Origin of the sequence: Streptomyces sp. NBC_01288, from assembly GCF_035982055.1 — a bacterium.
Lineage (GTDB): Bacteria > Actinomycetota > Actinomycetes > Streptomycetales > Streptomycetaceae > Streptomyces.
This window is the reverse complement of record NZ_CP108427.1, coordinates 7,823,537-7,840,682: the sequence shown is the minus strand read 5'-3', so window position 1 is coordinate 7,840,682 and position 17,146 is coordinate 7,823,537. Positions and strand designations below refer to the sequence as shown.

Sequence of the window (17,146 nt, the reverse complement as noted above, 5' to 3'; positions counted from 1 at the left end):
CAGCCCCCGCCACCCCACCCCGGCCAGCTCACTCCCACCCACCGGCCGGAGAAACCCCCCGCACAACCCCCGCCCAACCGCCGGAGGCTAGTGCGCGGCCGACTCCCAGTCCGGGCCCACGCCCACCGAGACGTCCAGCGGTGCCCGGAGATGGACCGCGCCGGCCATCGCGTGGCGGACGAGTTCCTCTGTGGCCGTTCGTTCGCCGGGGGCGATCTCCAGGACGATTTCATCGTGGACCTGGAGGAGCATGCGGGACTTGAGGTCGGCCTCGCGCAGGGCGGTGTCGACCTTGAGCATGGCCATCTTGACGATGTCCGCCGCGGTGCCCTGGATCGGGGCGTTGAGCGCCATGCGCTCGGCGGCCTCACGGCGCTGGCGGTTGTCGCTGTTGAGGTCCGGGAGGTAACGGCGGCGGCCGAAGAGGGTCGCCGTGTAGCCCGTCGCCCTCGCCTCGTCGACCGCGCGGCGCAGATAGTCCCGTACGCCGCCGAAGCGCTCGAAGTACGTGTCCATCAGGACCCGTGCCTCGCCCGCGTCGATGTTCAGCTGCTGGGAGAGGCCGAAGGCGGACAGGCCGTAGGCGAGGCCGTACGACATGGCCTTGATCTTGCGGCGCATCTCCGCGTCGACCGCGGAACCCTCGACCGAGAACACCTGGGACGCGACCGTGGTGTGCAGGTCCTCGCCCGAGGTGAACGCCTCCAACAGGCCCTCGTCCTCGGAGAGATGGGCCATCACGCGGAGCTCGATCTGGCTGTAGTCCGCGGTCATCAGGGACTCGTAGCCCTCACCCACCACGAAGCCCCGGCGGATCGCCCTGCCCTCGTCCGTGCGGACCGGGATGTTCTGGAGGTTCGGGTCCGTGGAGGAGAGGCGGCCTGTCGCAGCGACCGTCTGGTTGAAGGTGGTGTGGATGCGGCCGTCCGTCGCGACGGTCTTGATCAGGCCTTCTACGGTGACGCGCAGCTTCGCCTGTTCGCGGTGGCGGAGCATGATGACCGGCAGTTCGTTCTCGGTCTGGTTGGCCAGCCAGGCCAGGGCGTCCGCGTCCGTCGTGTAGCCGGTCTTCGTCTTCTTGGTCTTGGGCAGGCCGAGTTCGCCGAAGAGGACTTCCTGGAGCTGCTTGGGCGAGCCGAGGTTGAACTCGTGCCCGGCCGCCGCGTGCGCCTCCTTCACCGCCTGCTGGACGGCGCCGGCGAACATCTGCTCCATGGCTTCGAGGTGTGCCTTGTCGGCCGCGATGCCGGACCGCTCCAGGCGGGCCAGCAGGATCGAGGTGGGCAGCTCCATGTCACGCAGCAGGTCGGCCGCGCCGACCTCCTGGAGGCGTTCGCCGAAGGCGTCCCCGAGGTCGAGGATCGCTCGGGCCTGCACCATCAGGGCGTCCGCCTCGGCACCGTCGTCCGCGCCGAAGGCGAGCTGGCCGTCGGCCGTTGCGGCGGGGGCCAGTTCGCGGCCGAGGTACTCCAGGGACAGCGCGTCCAGGTCGAAGGAGCGGCGGCCGGGCTTGACCAGGTAGGCGGCGAGCGCGGTGTCCATGGAGATGCCGGCGATCGTCCAGCCGTGCTCGGCGAAGACCCGCATCGCGCCCTTGGCGTTGTGGAACACCTTGGGGCGGTCGGCGTCGGACAGCCAGGCCGAGAACGCGTTCTCGTCGCTCTCGTCCAGCTCGGCGGGGTCGAACCAGGCGGCCGCTCCCCCGGCGGTGGCGAGCGCGACCTCGGTCACCGAACCGGAGCCGAGCGCCCAGGTGTCGACGGTGGCGACGCCGAGCGGCTCGGTGCCGTAGTCGGCCAGCCAGCCGGTCAGTTCGCCGGTGGAGAGGACCGAGCCGTCGACCGCCACACCGCTCTCGGCGGGCGGGGTCGCGTCGGCCTCCTCGTTGCCCGGGTCGACGGCCAGCAGGCGCTCGCGCAGCGACGGGTTGCGGATCTCCAGGGTGTCGAGAACCATCGCGAGGGCCGTGCGGTCGTACGGAGCGCGCTCCAGGTCGAGGACCGTCTTGGGCAGCTCGACGTCCTTGACCATCTCGGTGAGGCGGCGGTTGAGCTTGACCGCGTCCAGGTGGTCGCGGAGGTTCTGCCCGGCCTTGCCCTTGACCTCGTCGACGCGCTCCACCAACTCGTTGAACGAACCGAACTGGTTGATCCACTTCGCGGCGGTCTTCTCGCCGACGCCGGGGATGCCCGGGAGGTTGTCGGACGGGTCGCCGCGCAGCGCCGCGAAGTCCGGGTACTGGGCGGGCGTCAACCCGTACTTCTCGACGACCTTCTCCGGAGTGAACCGGGTCAGCTCGGAGACGCCCTTCGTCGGGTACAGGACCGTGGTGTGGTCGGACACCAGCTGGAAGGAGTCGCGGTCGCCGGTGACGATCAGCACGTCGAAGCCCTCGGCCTCGGCCTGGGTGGCGAGCGTGGCGATGACGTCGTCGGCCTCGAAGCCGTCGACCGCGAACCGCGGCACGTGCATCGTGTCGAGCACCTCGCCGATCAGCTCGACCTGGCCCTTGAACTCGTCCGGGGTCTTGGAGCGGTTCGCCTTGTACTCGGTGAACTCCTCGGAGCGCCAGGTCTTGCGGGACACGTCGAAGGCCACCGCGAAGTGCGTGGGCGCCTCGTCGCGCAGGGTGTTGGCCAGCATCGACGCGAAGCCGTAGATCGCGTTCGTCGGCTGGCCCGTCGCGGTCGTGAAGTTCTCCGCGGGCAGCGCGAAGAACGCGCGGTAGGCCAGCGAGTGCCCGTCCATCAGCATCAGCCGTGGACGGTCTCCGCCGGAGGTGTTCCCGGAGGTCTTGTCGGTCTTCTTCGATGCTGTCTCTGCCACGACCCCGATCCTGCCACGCCCCACTGACAGTCTGAGTCACGGTCGCCGCGTCGGAGGTCCCGGTCGCGACGGCGGGCTCGCGCCGGGGGTGGCGGAAGTCGCCGCCGCGGCGGCGCGAGCGGCGGCCGAAATCGTCGCGGCCCGCAGCGTGGAGGCGCATGCGGAGGCGGGGGTGGAGGCAGTCCGCGGAGGCGAGTCCACGGAAGACGAAGGCGGTGAGCCCGGTCGCCTCGCGGCAACGGTCGTAGGAAAACCGGTCCCCGTGACCGCGCGGCCACGCGCGCGTGAAACGTGAGAAAAGAGGTCCTGCCTATGCGAGATACGGAGGCGATCGGCCACGCGCGCGTGCATGAGGTCGCAGAGGTCACCGTCGCCGCGCGTGAAGGGGTCCCCGTCGCCGCGGCGGACCCGGCCGGACGCGTCCCGCCCCGCCCCGCCGCCATGAAGATCGGCCGGACCGGCACCGCCCGCCGCAGCACAGGCCGGCCGGACGGCAGCACCCGCGGCGGCGAAGACCGCCTGACCAGCGGCACCCGCAGTGGCGAGGAGCCGGACAAGCCCGCCCCACCCCTCCCCGCACCACTCCTCGTCCTGCCCCGCCCTACTCCTCCCCCGCACCACCCCCGCCCTGCACCATTCCTCCCCCTCACCACCCCCGTCCCGCCCCACTCCTCCCCCGCACCACCCCGGCCCCACCCCGCTCCTCCTCCCCCCACCTCACACACCCCCCACCCCCACCCCACCCCCCGAACCCATAGATCCCACGAACCGACCTCGGCGCTGTCACTACCCCGTGCGAGGATCGGAGACGTAGCGCACATGTGCCAGTGAAGGAGGGCCCGCGATGGCCACGAAGCCGCCCAAGGGTGATCCGGTCCAGGACGCCCCGCAGGTCACCGAGCCCAAGCACGCCGCGGCCGGACTTCCGGCGATCGGGCACACGTTGCGCATCGCCCAGCAGCAGATGGGGGTCAAGCGCACCGCGTTGACGCTGCTGCGGGTCAATCAGAAGGACGGCTTCGACTGCCCGGGCTGCGCCTGGCCGGAGCCGGACCACCGGCACGCGGCGGAGTTCTGTGAGAACGGCGCGAAGGCGGTCGCCGAGGAGGCCACCCTGCGCCGGGTCACCCCGGAGTTCTTCGCGGCCCACCCGGTGGCCGATCTCGCGACCCGCAGCGGGTACTGGCTGGGCCAGCAGGGGCGCCTGACGCATCCCATGTATCTCCCCGAAGGGGCCGAGCACTACGAACCGGTCTCCTGGGAGCGTGCCTTCGACATCGTCGCGGAGGAGATCGCCGTCCTCGGCTCCCCCGACGAGGCGCTGTTCTACACCTCGGGGCGGACCAGCAACGAGGCCGCGTTCCTGTACCAGTTGTTCGCGCGGGAGCTGGGCACCAACAACCTGCCCGACTGCTCCAACATGTGCCACGAGTCGAGCGGTTCGGCCCTGAACGAGACGATCGGCATCGGCAAGGGCAGCGTCCTCCTGGAGGACCTCTACCAGGCCGACCTGATCGTCGTCGCCGGCCAGAACCCGGGCACCAACCACCCGCGCATGCTCTCCGCCCTGGAGAAGGCCAAGGCCAACGGCGCGAAGATCATCAGCGTCAACCCACTGCCCGAGGCGGGCCTGGAGAAGTTCAAGAACCCGCAGACCCCCCAGGGCATGCTCAAGGGCGCCGCCCTCACCGACCTGTTCCTGCAGATCCGCATCGGCGGCGACCAGGCCCTCTTCCGTCTCCTGAACAAGCTCATCCTTGAGACGGAGGGTGCGGTCGACCAGCCCTTCATCGACGAACACACCCACGGCTACGAGGAGTTCGCCGCCGCCGCGCGGGACGCCGACTGGGACGAGACGCTCCTCGCCACCGGGCTGACCCGCCCGGAGATCGAGAAGGCCCTGGAGATGGTCCTCGCCTCCGAGCGCACCATCGTGTGCTGGGCGATGGGCCTCACCCAGCACAAGCACGCCGTCCCGACCATCCGCGAGGTCGTCAACTTCCTTCTGCTGCGCGGCGACATCGGCCGCCCCGGCGCCGGCGTGTGCCCTGTACGCGGCCACAGCAACGTCCAGGGCGACCGCACGATGGGCATCTTCGAGCGGCCCGCACCCGCCTTCCTGGACGCCCTGGAGAAGGAGTTCGGCTTCGCCCCGCCGCGCGAGCACGGCTACGACGTCGTCGCCGCGATCCGCGCCCTGCGCGACGGCGACGCGAAGGTCTTCTTCGCCATGGGCGGCAACTTCGTGTCCGCGTCCCCCGACACCGAGGTCACCGAAGCCGCCATGCGGCGCGCCAGCCTCACCGTGCACGTGTCGACGAAGCTCAACCGCTCGCACGCCGTCACGGGCGCGCGTGCCCTCATCCTGCCCTGCCTGGGACGCACCGAGCGCGATCTCCAGGGCGGCGGCGAGCAGTTCGTGACCGTCGAGGACTCCATGGGCATGGTGCACGCCTCCCGTGGCCGCCTGGAGCCCGCGAGCGCCGACCTGTTGTCGGAGCCGGCCATCGTGTGCCGCCTCGCCCGCCGCGTCCTCGGCGATGAATCCCGCACGCCCTGGGAGGAGTTCGAGAAGGACTACGCGACGATCCGCGACCGCATCGCCCGCGTGATCCCCGGCTTCACCGACTTCAACGCGCGCGTGGCCCACCCCGGGGGCTTCGCCCTCCCGCACGCCCCGCGCGACGAGCGCCGCTTCCCCACCGCGACCGGCAAGGCCAACTTCACCGCCGCGCCCGTCGAGTACCCCGAACTCCCCGAAGGGCGCCTGCTGTTGCAGACGCTGCGCTCGCACGACCAGTACAACACCACGATCTACGGCCTCGACGACCGCTACCGGGGCATCAAGAACGGCCGCCGGGTCGTCATGGTCCACCCCGACGACGCCGACCGGCTCGGGATCGCCGACGGGTCGTACGTCGATCTGGTCGGCGAGTGGAAGGACGGCGTGGAGCGGCGGGCGCCCGGTTTCCGGGTCGTGCACTATCCGACGGCCCGGGGCTGCGCCGCCGCCTACTACCCCGAGACCAACGTCCTGGTCCCCCTGGACGCCACCGCCGACACAAGTAACACCCCGGCCAGCAAGTCCGTCGTCGTACGTCTGGAACAATCAACGACCGACTGAGCGTTCGCTCAGTCGTCGGTCAGGTGCACCGGCCAGGCGTAGGACGAACGGAGTCGGCTCCATGGGCGAGCAGCAGCACGGGAAGTTCCCGCAGGACGTCATCGACGAGTACTCGGCACTCGGCATCGACCTGGTCGCCCTCTTCTCCGCGGGGCACCTCGGCACCCGGATGGGCGTGGAGATCGTCGAGGCGTCCGCCGAGCGCGTCGTCGGCACCATGCCGGTCGAGGGGAACACCCAGCCGTACGGACTGCTGCACGGGGGCGCGTCCGCCGTCCTGGCCGAGACCCTCGGCTCGCTCGGGTCGATGCTGCACGGCGGCAGCACGAAGCTCGCCGTCGGCGTCGACCTCAACTGCACCCACCACCGCGGCGCCCGCTCCGGCCTCGTCACCGGCGTCGCCACCCCCGTGCACCGGGGCCGCTCGACGGCGACGTACGAGATCGTGATCAGTGACGAGGACGGGCGACGGGTGTGCACCGCGCGGCTTACCTGCATGCTGCGGGACATCAAGCCGGGCGACCCGATCCCCGCGCGCACCGCGAACTGACAGCCCGGCGCGAGCCGTTCGCGGCCGGGTCCACGCGCACGCCGCGAACCAGCCCAGGACCGGAGGATCTCGACCTCGTCTTCCGCACCCCCGTCCGCTCCCCTACCGTTTCCCCATGAGGCTGCCGGCATGAGCGGTATCGGGCCCGTCGAATCCGTCGACTCACCGGAGAGAGACGGGAGTTACGAAGTCATCGGGGGTGACTCGCCCCGCCTGGGCGACCGTTGGCACACCCTGCCGCAGCGCACCCGCAGGACCGTGCTCACGGCGGGCACGGTCGCCGCCGTGGCCGTCGGAGCCGTCCTCCTGCCGCCCTTCCACGACGGGCGGCAGGACGACCCGACCCCGCCCGTCCCGTGGCCCGCGAACATCACCGAATGGCGCTACACCGGGCTCGCCCAGACCACCGACACCCCCACCACGACCGGCTTCTTCCGCTTCGCGGTCACCGTGGACAGCGGGCCCCCCGTCGCCATACGGGTCATCGGCGCCGCCTTCGACGGCCTCACCGCCCAGGCCGTCCCGGCCCCCTCCTTCACCGTCCGCACCGGGGCGACCCGCCGCGTCACGGTGGAGATATCGGTTTCCGACTGTTCGGGACTGCCCCTGAATGCGGACCTCGCCTTTCTGGACGTAACGCTGCGTAACACGCGCGCAATACAACACCACAGTTTCATCTTCGGCAGCGCCTACTCCAAGGACCTTTCCCAGCTCCTCCACAGGGCCTGCGGCACGACAAAGGCCAGGCCAGGCCCGCGGCCAAGCGGAAGTGCAGGTTCTCAAAATGTGGACCGCGGCTGAATTCCGCCAAACCGGCCGAGACCCACCCTCCACGATCCCCGCCAACCTGCACGTCATAACAAGAAAGTCACAAGCCAGCGCACGACGATGCCCATGCCCACAGACCGGGCTTAGAGTCACGGCCAGTCACCGCTCCATCGGGAGTTGGGTACCAGCGCAGCACCTTGCCGCTCCACACCGGGGCGACTGTGCCTGCGGAAAGGACTGATTGTGCGACAGCGTTCTTTGGTGATACTGACCTCCGTTCTCACGACCGGAGCTCTGACCCTCACCGCGTGCGGCTCCCGGGACAGCGGCAGCAAGAGCGACAGCGGGTCGACCACCCTGACCATCGGTGTCGACGCCCCCCTGTCCGGCGAGAACTCCACCACCGGTCTCGGCATCCAGTACGGCGTCCAGATCGCCGTCGACGACGCCAACAAGAACAACTGGGTCCCCGGCGTCAAGTTCAAGGTCAAGGCCCTGGACGACAAGGCGCAGCCCGCCACCGGCCAGTCCAACGCCACCGCCTTCACCGGCGACAGCAACGTGGTCGGCGCCGTCGGCCCGCTGAACTCCGGCGTGGCCCAGTCGATGCAGCAGGTGTTCGCCTCGGCCAACATGGTCGAGATCTCCCCGTCGAACACCAACCCCGCCCTGACCCAGGGCAAGGACTGGACGACCACCAAGACGCGGCCGTACAAGACGTACTTCCGCACCGCCACCACCGACGCCCTCCAGGGTGCCTTCGCCGCCGACTACGCGTACAACGGCCTCAAGAAGAAGAAGGCCTTCGTAGTCGACGACAAGCAGACCTACGGCGCCGGCCTGGCCGGGATCTTCAACGGTGCCTTCAAGAAGCTGGGCGGCTCCATCGCGGGCACCGACCACGTCAACACCGGCGACACCGACTTCAGCTCGCTCGTCACCAAGATCAAGAACTCCGGCGCCGACCTGCTCTACTACGGCGGCCAGTACGACGAGTCGGAGAAGATCACCAAGCAGCTCAAGGGCGCCGGGGTCAAGATCCCGCTGTTCGGCGGTGACGGCATGTTCGCCACCACCTACATCCAGACCGCGGGCAAGGCGGCCGAGGGCGACCTCGCCACCTCCGTCGGTGTCCCCGCCGACACCCTGCCCGCCGCCAAGCAGTTCATCGCGACCTACAAGGCCAAGGGCTACAAGGGTGACTACGGCGCCTACGGTGCCTACGCCTACGACGCCGCCACCGCCATCATCAAGGCAGTGAAGGCCGTCAAGGACGCCAACAGCGACAAGCTGCCCGCCAGCAACGACCTCCGTTCCAAGGTCGTCGACGCCGTACAGAAGTCCGACTTCGAGGGCATCTCCGGCAAGGTCGCCTTCGACCAGTACGGCGACACCACGAACAAGCAGCTCACCGTCTACCAGGTCACCAACGGCGCCTGGAAGGCCGTGAAGACCGGCACGTTCAACGGCAGCTGACCACACCAGCTCCAGCACCACCGCACCACGGGCCGCGCGGAAGGAGGATCCCGACCGCGCGGCCCGTTGTCACACCCCCCCACCCCCAGGCACGCGATCTGTGCACACGACCACCAGCGACAATGGAGGCCACGCGGTGAACACCCTGCCGCAGCAGCTGGCCAACGGGCTGCTCCTAGGCTCGATGTACGGGCTGATCGCCATCGGCTACACGATGGTGTACGGCATCGTCCAGCTCATCAACTTCGCGCACGGCGAGATCTTCATGACCGGGGCCTTCGGCGCCCTCACGGTCTACGCCTACATCCTGCCCGACGGCACCGCGATGGTGGTCGCCGTACCACTCATGCTGATCGGCGGCGGAATCGTCTCCGTCCTCGTCGCGGTGGGGGCAGAACGGTTCGCCTACCGCCCCCTGCGGCAAGCACCACGGCTGGCGCCCCTCATCACCGCCATCGGCCTCTCCCTGTCACTCCAGGAACTCGTCCGGAACTTCTACCCGGGCGCCGACAAGGCCCGTTCCTTCCCCAGCCTCGACGGCAACCACGACATCGGCTCCGTCACCATCTCGGACGCCGACATCTTCCTGGTCATCGCCGCCATCGTGTGCATGTCCGGCCTCGCCTGGTTCGTCCGCAAGAGCCGCACCGGCCGCGCCATGCAGGCCACCGCGCAGGACCCGGACACCGCCCAGCTCATGGGCATCGACACCAACCGCATCATCGTCATAGCCTTCGCCATCGGCGGCTTCTTCGCCGCCGTAGCAGCCGTCTCCTACGGCCTGAAGTACGGCAACATCGACTACCGCATGGGCTTCCTGATGGGCCTCAAGGCCTTCACCGCGGCCGTCATGGGCGGCATCGGCAACATCTACGGCGCCATGCTCGGCGGAGTCGTCCTCGGCGTCGCCGAGACCCTCGCCTCCGCCTACATCAGCCACATCCCCGGCATGGAACAGCTCGGCGGGTCCAGCTGGGCCAACGTCTGGGCCTTCTGTCTCCTCATCCTCGTACTGCTGTTCAGGCCACAGGGCCTGCTCGGCGAACGCGTCGCGGACAGGGCGTGATCACATGACCGAGACGACCAAGACCCCGGCCACCCCGCCCGCCGACGACGCCACCCCCGCGCCCGCGCACAAGGGCCTCATCCCGATGCCCGCCGCAGCGGCCCGCGGCCTCACCCTCGGCGGCGGCATCGCCACCGTCGTCTCCGCGTTCCTCGCCTGGACGTGGACCTCGGACTTCCCCGGCGACCTCACGGTCTACGGCTACCCCGGCGGCCTCCAATGGCTCACCGTCGTGGGCGGCCTCCTCGTGGCCCTCTTCTCCCTCGCCGGATACGGCATCCGCGGCCTCGGCTGGCTCACCCCCGTCGGCGCCACCGGACCCACCCTCCTCACCGCACTCGGCGCCTTCGCCACCACCTGGTACACGGTCATCGCGATCGCCGTACAGCTCGGCGGATTCGTCAACCTCGAACCCGGCGCGTTCATCGCCGCGGTCGCCTCCCTCGCCACGGTCATCGGCGCCTTCGGCCTGCCCGCCGGCGAAGGCGCGACCCAGAGGGCGAAGGAAGCGTCCGGCTCCTACCTCGCCATCCACGGCCGCTCCCGGTGGCGGCTCGTCCTCGCAGGCGTCAAGTTCCTCAACGCCTACATCGGCAAGCCCGCCACCATCCCCGCCGCCGCGCCGACCGCCCCCTGGATCCAGCGACTCGTCATCACGATCGTCGCCGCCCTCGCCCTCACCGTCTTCGCCTACGGCATCGACGCCGAGGACCAACTCTTCGTCGGCTTCCTCATCGTGGTCGTCTTCACCACCTGGGCCCTGCACAGCGCCGGCCTCTTCGACCGCTTCAGCCACCTCACGGCCGCCAACCGCAGCTTCGCCCTCGCCATGGGCTTCGTCGCCGCGATCGGCTTCCCCTTCACCCAGACCAATGACCACTACGCCAACCTCGGCGTCAACATCCTGATCTTCGGCACCGTCGCCCTCGGCCTCAACATCGTCGTCGGCCTCGCCGGACTCCTCGACCTCGGCTACGTCGCCTTCCTCGGCGTCGGCGCCTACACCGCCGCCCTGGTCTCCGGCTCCGAGTTCTCCAAGTTCTCCGGCGTCCAGTTCCCCTTCTGGGCCGCCGCCCTCACCGGCGCAGCCGCCAGCCTGATCTTCGGCGTCCTCATCGGCGCCCCCACCCTGCGGCTGCGCGGCGACTACCTCGCCATCGTGACCCTCGGCTTCGGAGAGATCTTCCGTATCTCCGTCAACAACATGGACGGCGTCTCCGGCCCCGACATCACCAACGGCCCCAACGGCATCCCGTCCATCCCCGACCTGTCGTTCTTCGGCTTCAACTTCGGCCAGAACCACGACATCGCCGGATTCACCATCGGCCGGTTCGCCAACTACTACCTGCTCATGGTCCTCATCAGCGCCCTCGTCGTCACGATCTACCGCCGCGCCTCGGACTCCCGCATCGGCCGGTCCTGGATCGCCATCCGCGAGGACGAGACCGCCGCCACCGCCATGGGCATCAACGGCTTCCGCGTCAAGCTCATCGCCTTCGCCCTCGGCGCCACCCTCGCCGGCCTCGCCGGCACGGTCAGCGCCCACGTCACCTACAGCGTGGTGCCGAACCCGTACCAGTTCGCCGGAGCGGCCCCGCCCAACTCCGCGTTCCTGCTGGCCGCCGTCGTCCTCGGCGGCATGGGCACCGTCTCCGGACCCTTCCTCGGCGCCGCCCTGCTCTACCTGCTCCCGGAGAAGCTCGTCGCCCTCCAGGACAAGTCGCTCCTCGCCTTCGGCATCGCGCTCATCCTCCTGATGCGCTTCCGCCCCGAAGGAATCATCCCCAACCGCCGACGCCAGCTCGAATTCCACGAGACCGGCCAACTCGACGTACCGGACACCACGACCCTGACCGACGAACCGGCCATCACCAAGGCAGGGGCGTAGAGAGCCATGACGACACCTGTACTCGAAGCCCGTGACGTCACCATGCGCTTCGGCGGCCTCACCGCCGTCCGTTCCGTCGACTTCACCGTCAACGCCGGCGAGATCGTAGGCCTCATCGGCCCCAACGGCGCCGGCAAGACCACCTTCTTCAACTGCCTCACCGGCCTCTACGTCCCCACCGAGGGCACGGTCTCCTACAAGGGCACGGTCCTCCCGCCGAAGCCCCACCTGGTCACCAAGGCCGGCATCGCCCGCACCTTCCAGAACATCCGTCTGTTCGCGAACATGACGGTCCTGGAAAACGTCCTCGTAGGCCGCCACACCCGCACCAAGGAAGGCCTCTGGTCGGCCCTCCTGCGCGGCCCCGGCTTCAAGAAGGCCGAAAAGGCGAGCGAGGAACGCGCCATGGAACTCCTGGAGTTCATCGGCCTCGCCCACAAGCGGGACCACCTGGCGAGGAACCTCCCCTACGGCGAGCAGCGCAAGCTGGAGATCGCACGCGCCCTGGCCTCCGAGCCGGGCCTGCTCCTCCTGGACGAGCCGACCGCCGGCATGAACCCCCAAGAGACGCGGGCGACCGAGGAGTTGGTCTTCGCCATCCGCGACAAGGGCATCGCCGTCCTCGTCATCGAGCACGACATGCGCTTCATCTTCAACCTCTGCGACCGCGTCGCCGTCCTCGTCCAGGGCGAAAAACTCGTCGAAGGCACCTCCGACGTAGTCCAGGCCGACGAACGCGTCGTGGCCGCCTACCTCGGCGAACCCTTCGAAGGCGCCCCCGAGGAAACCCCGGCGGAGACTCCGGCAGCGGCGGCAACGGCGGAACCAGAAGCGGAGAGCACCACCAGCACCAAGGGAGAAGCCCAGTGACCGCACTGCTAGAGGTCGAGGACCTCAGGGTCTCCTACGGCAAGATCGAAGCCGTCAAGGGCATCTCCTTCAGCGTCGAAGCCGGCCAGGTCGTCACCCTCATCGGCACCAACGGCGCCGGCAAGACCACGACCCTGCGCACCCTCTCGGGCCTGCTCCAGCCCTCGGGCGGCAAGATCACCTTCGACGGCAAACCGCTCAACAGCGTCCCCGCCCACAAGATCGTCGCCCTCGGCCTGGCCCACTCCCCCGAAGGCCGGCACATCTTCCCCCGCCTCACCATCGCGGAGAACCTCCAGCTCGGCGCCTTCCTCCGCAAGGACAAAGAAGGCATCGAGAAGGACATCCAGCGCGCCTACGACCTCTTCCCCATCCTCGGAGAACGTCAGAAGCAGGCAGCCGGCACGCTGTCCGGCGGCGAGCAGCAGATGCTGGCGATGGGCCGCGCGCTCATGTCCCAGCCGAAGCTCCTCATGCTGGACGAACCGTCCATGGGCCTCTCGCCCATCATGATGCAGAAGATCCTGGCGACGATCGTCGAGCTCAAGGCATCGGGCACGACGATCCTCCTGGTCGAGCAGAACGCCCAAGCAGCGTTGTCCTTGGCCGACCAGGGCCACGTCATGGAGGTCGGCAACATCGTCCTCTCCGGCACGGGCGAGGACCTCCTGCACGACGAGTCGGTACGGAAGGCGTACCTCGGCGAAGACTGAGTCATCACCTGCCGGTCGCTACCGGTTGGTCTTCTACGACGAGGCCCGCGCCCCCGAAGCTGGGGGCGCGGGCCTCGTCGTACGTACCGCCGTGGGTCGGTGTCAGCCCTTGGAGGACTTCTTCTCGTCGGCGTCCTGGATGACCGCCTCGGCGACCTGCTGCATGGACATCCGGCGGTCCATCGACGTCTTCTGGATCCACCGGAACGCGGCCGGCTCGGACAGCCCGTACTCGGTCTGAAGGATCGACTTCGCACGGTCGACCAGCTTGCGGGTCTCCAGACGCAGCGTGAGGTCGGCGACCTCCTGCTCCAACTGCTTCAACTCCGTGAAGCGGGACACCGCCATCTCGATCGCCGGCACGACGTCACTCTTGCTGAAGGGCTTCACCAGGTACGCCATCGCACCGGCGTCCCTCGCCCGCTCGACGAGGTCGCGCTGCGAGAAGGCGGTGAGCATCAGCACCGGCGCGATGCCCTCTTCGGCGATCTTCTCGGCGGCGGAGATACCGTCCAGCTTGGGCATCTTCACGTCGAGGATCACCAGGTCGGGCTTGTGCTCACGGGCCAGCTCGACGGCCTGCTCACCGTCACCGGCCTCACCGACGACGGTGTACCCCTCCTCCTCCAGCATCTCTTTGAGATCGAGCCGGATCAGGGCCTCGTCCTCGGCGATGACGACACGGGTCGTCAGCGGAGGCACGTGCGACTTGTCGTCGTCGGGCGCGTCTACGGGCTGGGGCGACTCGGGGGCGGTCACGGGGGCTCCTCGTTCAGGGCACGGGGGTAGTGCTGACAAGAGCGTACCTAGCTGCAAGTCCATACGGTGACCCGGTACACTCACGGAGGTGTCCTGGCCGGGTTGGCGGAACAGGCTTACGCGGATGTCTCAAACACATCTGTCCGAGAGGACATACGGGTTCGAATCCCGTACCCGGCACCTCTGAAGCGGAGGCTCACGTTCGCGTGAACCTCCGCTTTTTGCTGCACTCGATGTCGATCAGTCACGCAGAGTGTTCGCATGAACTTTCACGGCACTGAGGTTCGACACAAGGCACTCATTCTGCTGCGAAACGGCGCGAAGAACGCGGACGTAGCACGACAGCTCGCCGTCCCGCTCGGCACAGTCGGCTACTGGAAGCACCTGGACCGCGCGAAACGCGGCGAGTGCCCGGGAAAGCACGACCCGAAGTGCCCGCGCTGCGACGACCGAGACCTCGATCACGCGGCGTACAGCTACCTGCTGGGCCTCTACCTCGGCGACGGCCATATCAGCCAACTCTCGGAGCACCGTGTGCCCAGCCTCATGATCACGTGCGACGAGTCATGGCCCGGGCTCATGGACAAGTGCGAAGAAGCCATGCGCACCGTCTTCCCCGACAACTCCGTCTGCCGAGTCCGCAAGGTCGGCTGCCGCAACGTGAAGGTCTACTCGAAGCACCTGCACTGCCTCTTCCCCCAACACGGCCCCGGCAGGAAGCACGAGCGCCGCATAGCCCTCGAACCCTGGCAGCAGGACGTCGTCGACGCCCACCCCTGGGAGTTCGTCAGAGGCCTCATCCACTCCGACGGCTGCCGCATCACCAACTGGACGACCCGCATGGTCGCCGGTGAGCGCAAGCGGTACGAATACCCCCGGTACTTCTTCACCAACAAGTCCGACGACATCCGGAAGCTCTTCACCGACACCCTCGACAAGGTCGGCGTCGGATGGACCACGCTGGCCCGCGGCAGCGACCCGTTCAACATCTCCGTCGCCCGCAAAGCCTCAGTCGCCCTCATGGACACCCACGTAGGCCCCAAACACTGACCCCGCAACGTGACGCGTCACGACGGAGCTCACCCCCCTTTGTGACCTGCCCCAATTCCCCGCACGACCGTTGACCAGCCCAAACCCCACCCGCGATGTTCGCCGCATGACACCCCTGAACAGACGAGGTTTCGTCGCGGCCGCCGCCGGTGCCGCCGCGGCAGCCGTAGCCATGAGCCCGGAATCCGCCGCAGCCCTGAGTCAGGAACAAAGTCCCTCAAGCATGGACGAAATCAACTTCTCCAACAAAGCCGACTTCACCGCCGCCGACAAGGGATTCATCGCCGCCCTGAATCCCGGCGTCGTCAAGAACGCAGCCGGAGACATCGTCTGGGACAACGACGCCTACGCCTTCCTCAAAGGCAACGCCCCGAAGACCGCCAACGCCAGTCTCTGGCGCATGTCTCAACTCACCCGGAAACAGGGGCTGTTCAAGGTCACCGACCGGATCTATCAGGTCCGCGGACTCGACCTCTCCAACATGACGATCGTCGAGGGCGACACCGGCGTCATAGTCATCGACCCGCTGATCTCCGCCGAAACCGCCGCCGCAGCGCTGAAGTTGTACCGGGACCACGTCGCCGACAGAGAAGTGACCGGCCTCGTCTACACGCACCCGCACGTCGACCACTACGGCGGCTGCCGAGGCGTCCTCCCGGACGGTGCCGGTGACGTGCCGATCATCGCGCCCGAGGGTTTCATGGAGCACGCGGTCTCCGAGAACGTATACGCGGGCACGGCGATGACCCGCCGGTCCATCTACATGTACGGCGCCCAACTCCCCAAGGGCCCTGCCGCGCACGTCGGTTGTGGGCTCGGGCAGAACATCTCCACGGGGACGATCGGGCTCCTCGAACCCACCCAGTACGTCTCGACCACCGGGCAACGCCTCACCGTCGACGGCGTCGTCATGGAGTTCCAGATGACGCCGGGGACGGAGGCGCCCGCCGAGATGAACTTCCTGTTCCCCGGTCTCCGTGCCGTGTGCATGGCCGAGAACGCCACGCACACGATGCACAACATCATCACGCTGCGCGGAGCCCAGGTCCGGGACGCGAAGGAGTGGGCGGCGTATCTGACGGAGTCGATCGGGCGCTACGGCGGTCAGGTCGACGTCGCGTTCGCGTCGCACCACTGGCCGACTTGGGGCAACGACGAGATCGTCGGGCTGCTCGAAGCGCAGCGGGACCTGTACGCGTACATGCACGACCAGACCCTGCGGATGCTCAACTCCGGTCTCACGGCCCGGGAGATCGCGGAGGATTTCCAACTGCCGCCCGCGCTCGCGGAGGTGTGGGCGAACCGGGGTTATTACGGGTCCATCAGCCATAACGTGAAGGGTATTTACCAGCGGTACATGGGGTGGTTCGACGCCAATCCGGCTCATCTCTGGGAGCATCCGCCGGTCGCTGAGGCGAAGCGGTATGTCAAAGCGTTGGGAGGTCCGGAATCCGCCCTGTCGAAAGCCCGGGCATTCGTCCGCGACGGAGATCTCCGGTTCGCCGCCACTCTCCTCAACCATTGTGTATTCGCCGACCCCGACGAGAAGAAACCCAAGCAACTCCTCGCCCAGGTCTACGAAAGGCTGGCGTACGCGACGGAGAACGCGGTCTGGCGGAACTTCTATCTCACGGGTGCGATGGAGTTGCGGGAGGGGGTGAAGGCGCCTTCGTCCACCTCCGACAGTTCGGACGTGAAAGCGGCTCTCTCCGTCGATCAGCTCATCGATGCCATGTCGGTGCGGGTCGACGGGCCGAAGGCGTGGGATCTCGATCTCGCCATCGACTGGTGTCTGCCGGGGCAGGGCACGTACTGGCATCTGCGGTTGAGGCACGGTGTGTTGACGCGTACGTCGGGTGCCTCGCCCAACCCCTCCGCCGGGCTGACGCTCACCATGAACAAGGTGCAGTTGCTGGGGCTGTTGGCCGGGAAGGGGTTGGGGGCGATTCAGGTGTCCGGGGACGTCACGTTGCTGACCACGTTGTTCTCGGTGATCGTGACTCCTACGGCGGACTTCGCGATTGTCACGCCATGACTGTCAGACCGTGACTCTCAG

12 protein-coding genes and 1 tRNA gene are annotated in these 17,146 nt (G+C 68.2%); 11 read left to right on the top strand and 2 right to left on the bottom strand.

The window, feature by feature from the left end; all coding sequences use genetic code 11:
- Window positions 1–87: 87 nt before the first annotated feature.
- Window positions 88–2,826 carry a DNA polymerase I gene (gene polA, locus OG194_RS35360; protein WP_327404832.1) on the bottom strand — a complete coding sequence of 913 codons (2,739 nt, stop codon included), beginning with the start codon at window positions 2,824–2,826 and terminating at the stop codon, window positions 88–90.
- A gap of 844 nt (window positions 2,827–3,670) precedes the next feature.
- Here polA and OG194_RS35355 point away from each other — a divergent pair.
- The 8 genes from OG194_RS35355 (at window position 3,671) to OG194_RS35320 (ending at window position 13,281) form a co-directional block, all read left to right on the top strand.
- Window positions 3,671–5,950 carry an FdhF/YdeP family oxidoreductase gene (locus OG194_RS35355; protein WP_327404831.1) on the top strand — a complete coding sequence of 760 codons (2,280 nt, stop codon included), beginning with the start codon at window positions 3,671–3,673 and terminating at the stop codon, window positions 5,948–5,950.
- A gap of 61 nt (window positions 5,951–6,011) precedes the next feature.
- Window positions 6,012–6,500: a PaaI family thioesterase gene (locus OG194_RS35350; protein ID WP_327404830.1), complete on the top strand. Its 489-nt coding sequence runs from the start codon at window positions 6,012–6,014 to the stop codon at window positions 6,498–6,500.
- 129 nt (window positions 6,501–6,629) lie between these two features.
- Complete coding sequence (locus OG194_RS35345) at window positions 6,630–7,301, top strand: hypothetical protein (RefSeq protein ID WP_327404829.1); 672 nt, start codon at window positions 6,630–6,632, stop codon at window positions 7,299–7,301.
- 225 nt (window positions 7,302–7,526) lie between these two features.
- The gene (locus OG194_RS35340) at window positions 7,527–8,744 is read left to right on the top strand and encodes a branched-chain amino acid ABC transporter substrate-binding protein (RefSeq protein ID WP_327407318.1); all 1,218 of its coding nucleotides are present in this window, start codon (window positions 7,527–7,529) and stop codon (window positions 8,742–8,744) included.
- 136 nt (window positions 8,745–8,880) lie between these two features.
- Window positions 8,881–9,810: a branched-chain amino acid ABC transporter permease gene (locus OG194_RS35335; RefSeq protein ID WP_327404828.1), complete on the top strand. Its 930-nt coding sequence runs from the start codon at window positions 8,881–8,883 to the stop codon at window positions 9,808–9,810.
- A gap of 4 nt (window positions 9,811–9,814) precedes the next feature.
- Window positions 9,815–11,698, top strand: coding sequence for a branched-chain amino acid ABC transporter permease (locus OG194_RS35330; protein WP_327404827.1), 1,884 nt, complete (start codon window positions 9,815–9,817; stop codon window positions 11,696–11,698).
- 6 nt (window positions 11,699–11,704) lie between these two features.
- Window positions 11,705–12,568 (top strand): ABC transporter ATP-binding protein, encoded by an 864-nt coding sequence (locus tag OG194_RS35325; RefSeq protein ID WP_327404826.1) that lies wholly within the window; start codon window positions 11,705–11,707, stop codon window positions 12,566–12,568.
- On the top strand, window positions 12,565–13,281 hold the full coding sequence (locus tag OG194_RS35320; protein ID WP_327404825.1) for an ABC transporter ATP-binding protein: 717 nt from the start codon (window positions 12,565–12,567) through the stop codon (window positions 13,279–13,281). The genes OG194_RS35325 and OG194_RS35320 overlap by 4 nt, the downstream gene beginning before the upstream one ends.
- Window positions 13,282–13,383: 102 nt before the next feature.
- On the opposite strand, the gene OG194_RS35315 is transcribed toward OG194_RS35320, so the two are convergent.
- Window positions 13,384–14,040 (bottom strand): ANTAR domain-containing response regulator, encoded by a 657-nt coding sequence (locus tag OG194_RS35315; RefSeq protein ID WP_019062225.1) that lies wholly within the window; start codon window positions 14,038–14,040, stop codon window positions 13,384–13,386.
- Between the two features lie 96 nt (window positions 14,041–14,136).
- On the opposite strand from OG194_RS35315, the gene OG194_RS35310 reads away from it, so the two are divergent.
- From OG194_RS35310 to OG194_RS35300, 3 genes are all read left to right on the top strand, one after another.
- Window positions 14,137–14,220: transfer RNA gene (locus OG194_RS35310), tRNA-Leu, on the top strand.
- Between the two features lie 81 nt (window positions 14,221–14,301).
- Entirely contained in the window at window positions 14,302–15,090 is a 789-nt protein-coding gene (locus OG194_RS35305; protein WP_327404823.1) for a helix-turn-helix domain-containing protein, read from the top strand.
- A gap of 106 nt (window positions 15,091–15,196) precedes the next feature.
- Entirely contained in the window at window positions 15,197–17,125 is a 1,929-nt protein-coding gene (locus OG194_RS35300; protein ID WP_327404822.1) for an alkyl/aryl-sulfatase, read from the top strand.
- Window positions 17,126–17,146 lie beyond the last annotated feature (21 nt).

What these genes read in the sequence shown, in the direction of transcription:
- OG194_RS35355 (WP_327404831.1), top strand. Translation starts at nt 3,671, where the DNA reads ATGGCCACGAAGCCGCCCAAGGGTGATCCGGTCCAGGACGCCCCGCAG.
- OG194_RS35325 (WP_327404826.1), top strand. Translation starts at nt 11,705, where the DNA reads ATGACGACACCTGTACTCGAAGCCCGTGACGTCACCATGCGCTTCGGC.
- OG194_RS35350 (WP_327404830.1), top strand. Translation starts at nt 6,012, where the DNA reads ATGGGCGAGCAGCAGCACGGGAAGTTCCCGCAGGACGTCATCGACGAG.
- OG194_RS35345 (WP_327404829.1), top strand. Translation starts at nt 6,630, where the DNA reads ATGAGCGGTATCGGGCCCGTCGAATCCGTCGACTCACCGGAGAGAGAC.
- OG194_RS35305 (WP_327404823.1), top strand. Translation starts at nt 14,302, where the DNA reads ATGAACTTTCACGGCACTGAGGTTCGACACAAGGCACTCATTCTGCTG.
- OG194_RS35300 (WP_327404822.1), top strand. Translation starts at nt 15,197, where the DNA reads ATGACACCCCTGAACAGACGAGGTTTCGTCGCGGCCGCCGCCGGTGCC.
- OG194_RS35330 (WP_327404827.1), top strand. Translation starts at nt 9,815, where the DNA reads ATGACCGAGACGACCAAGACCCCGGCCACCCCGCCCGCCGACGACGCC.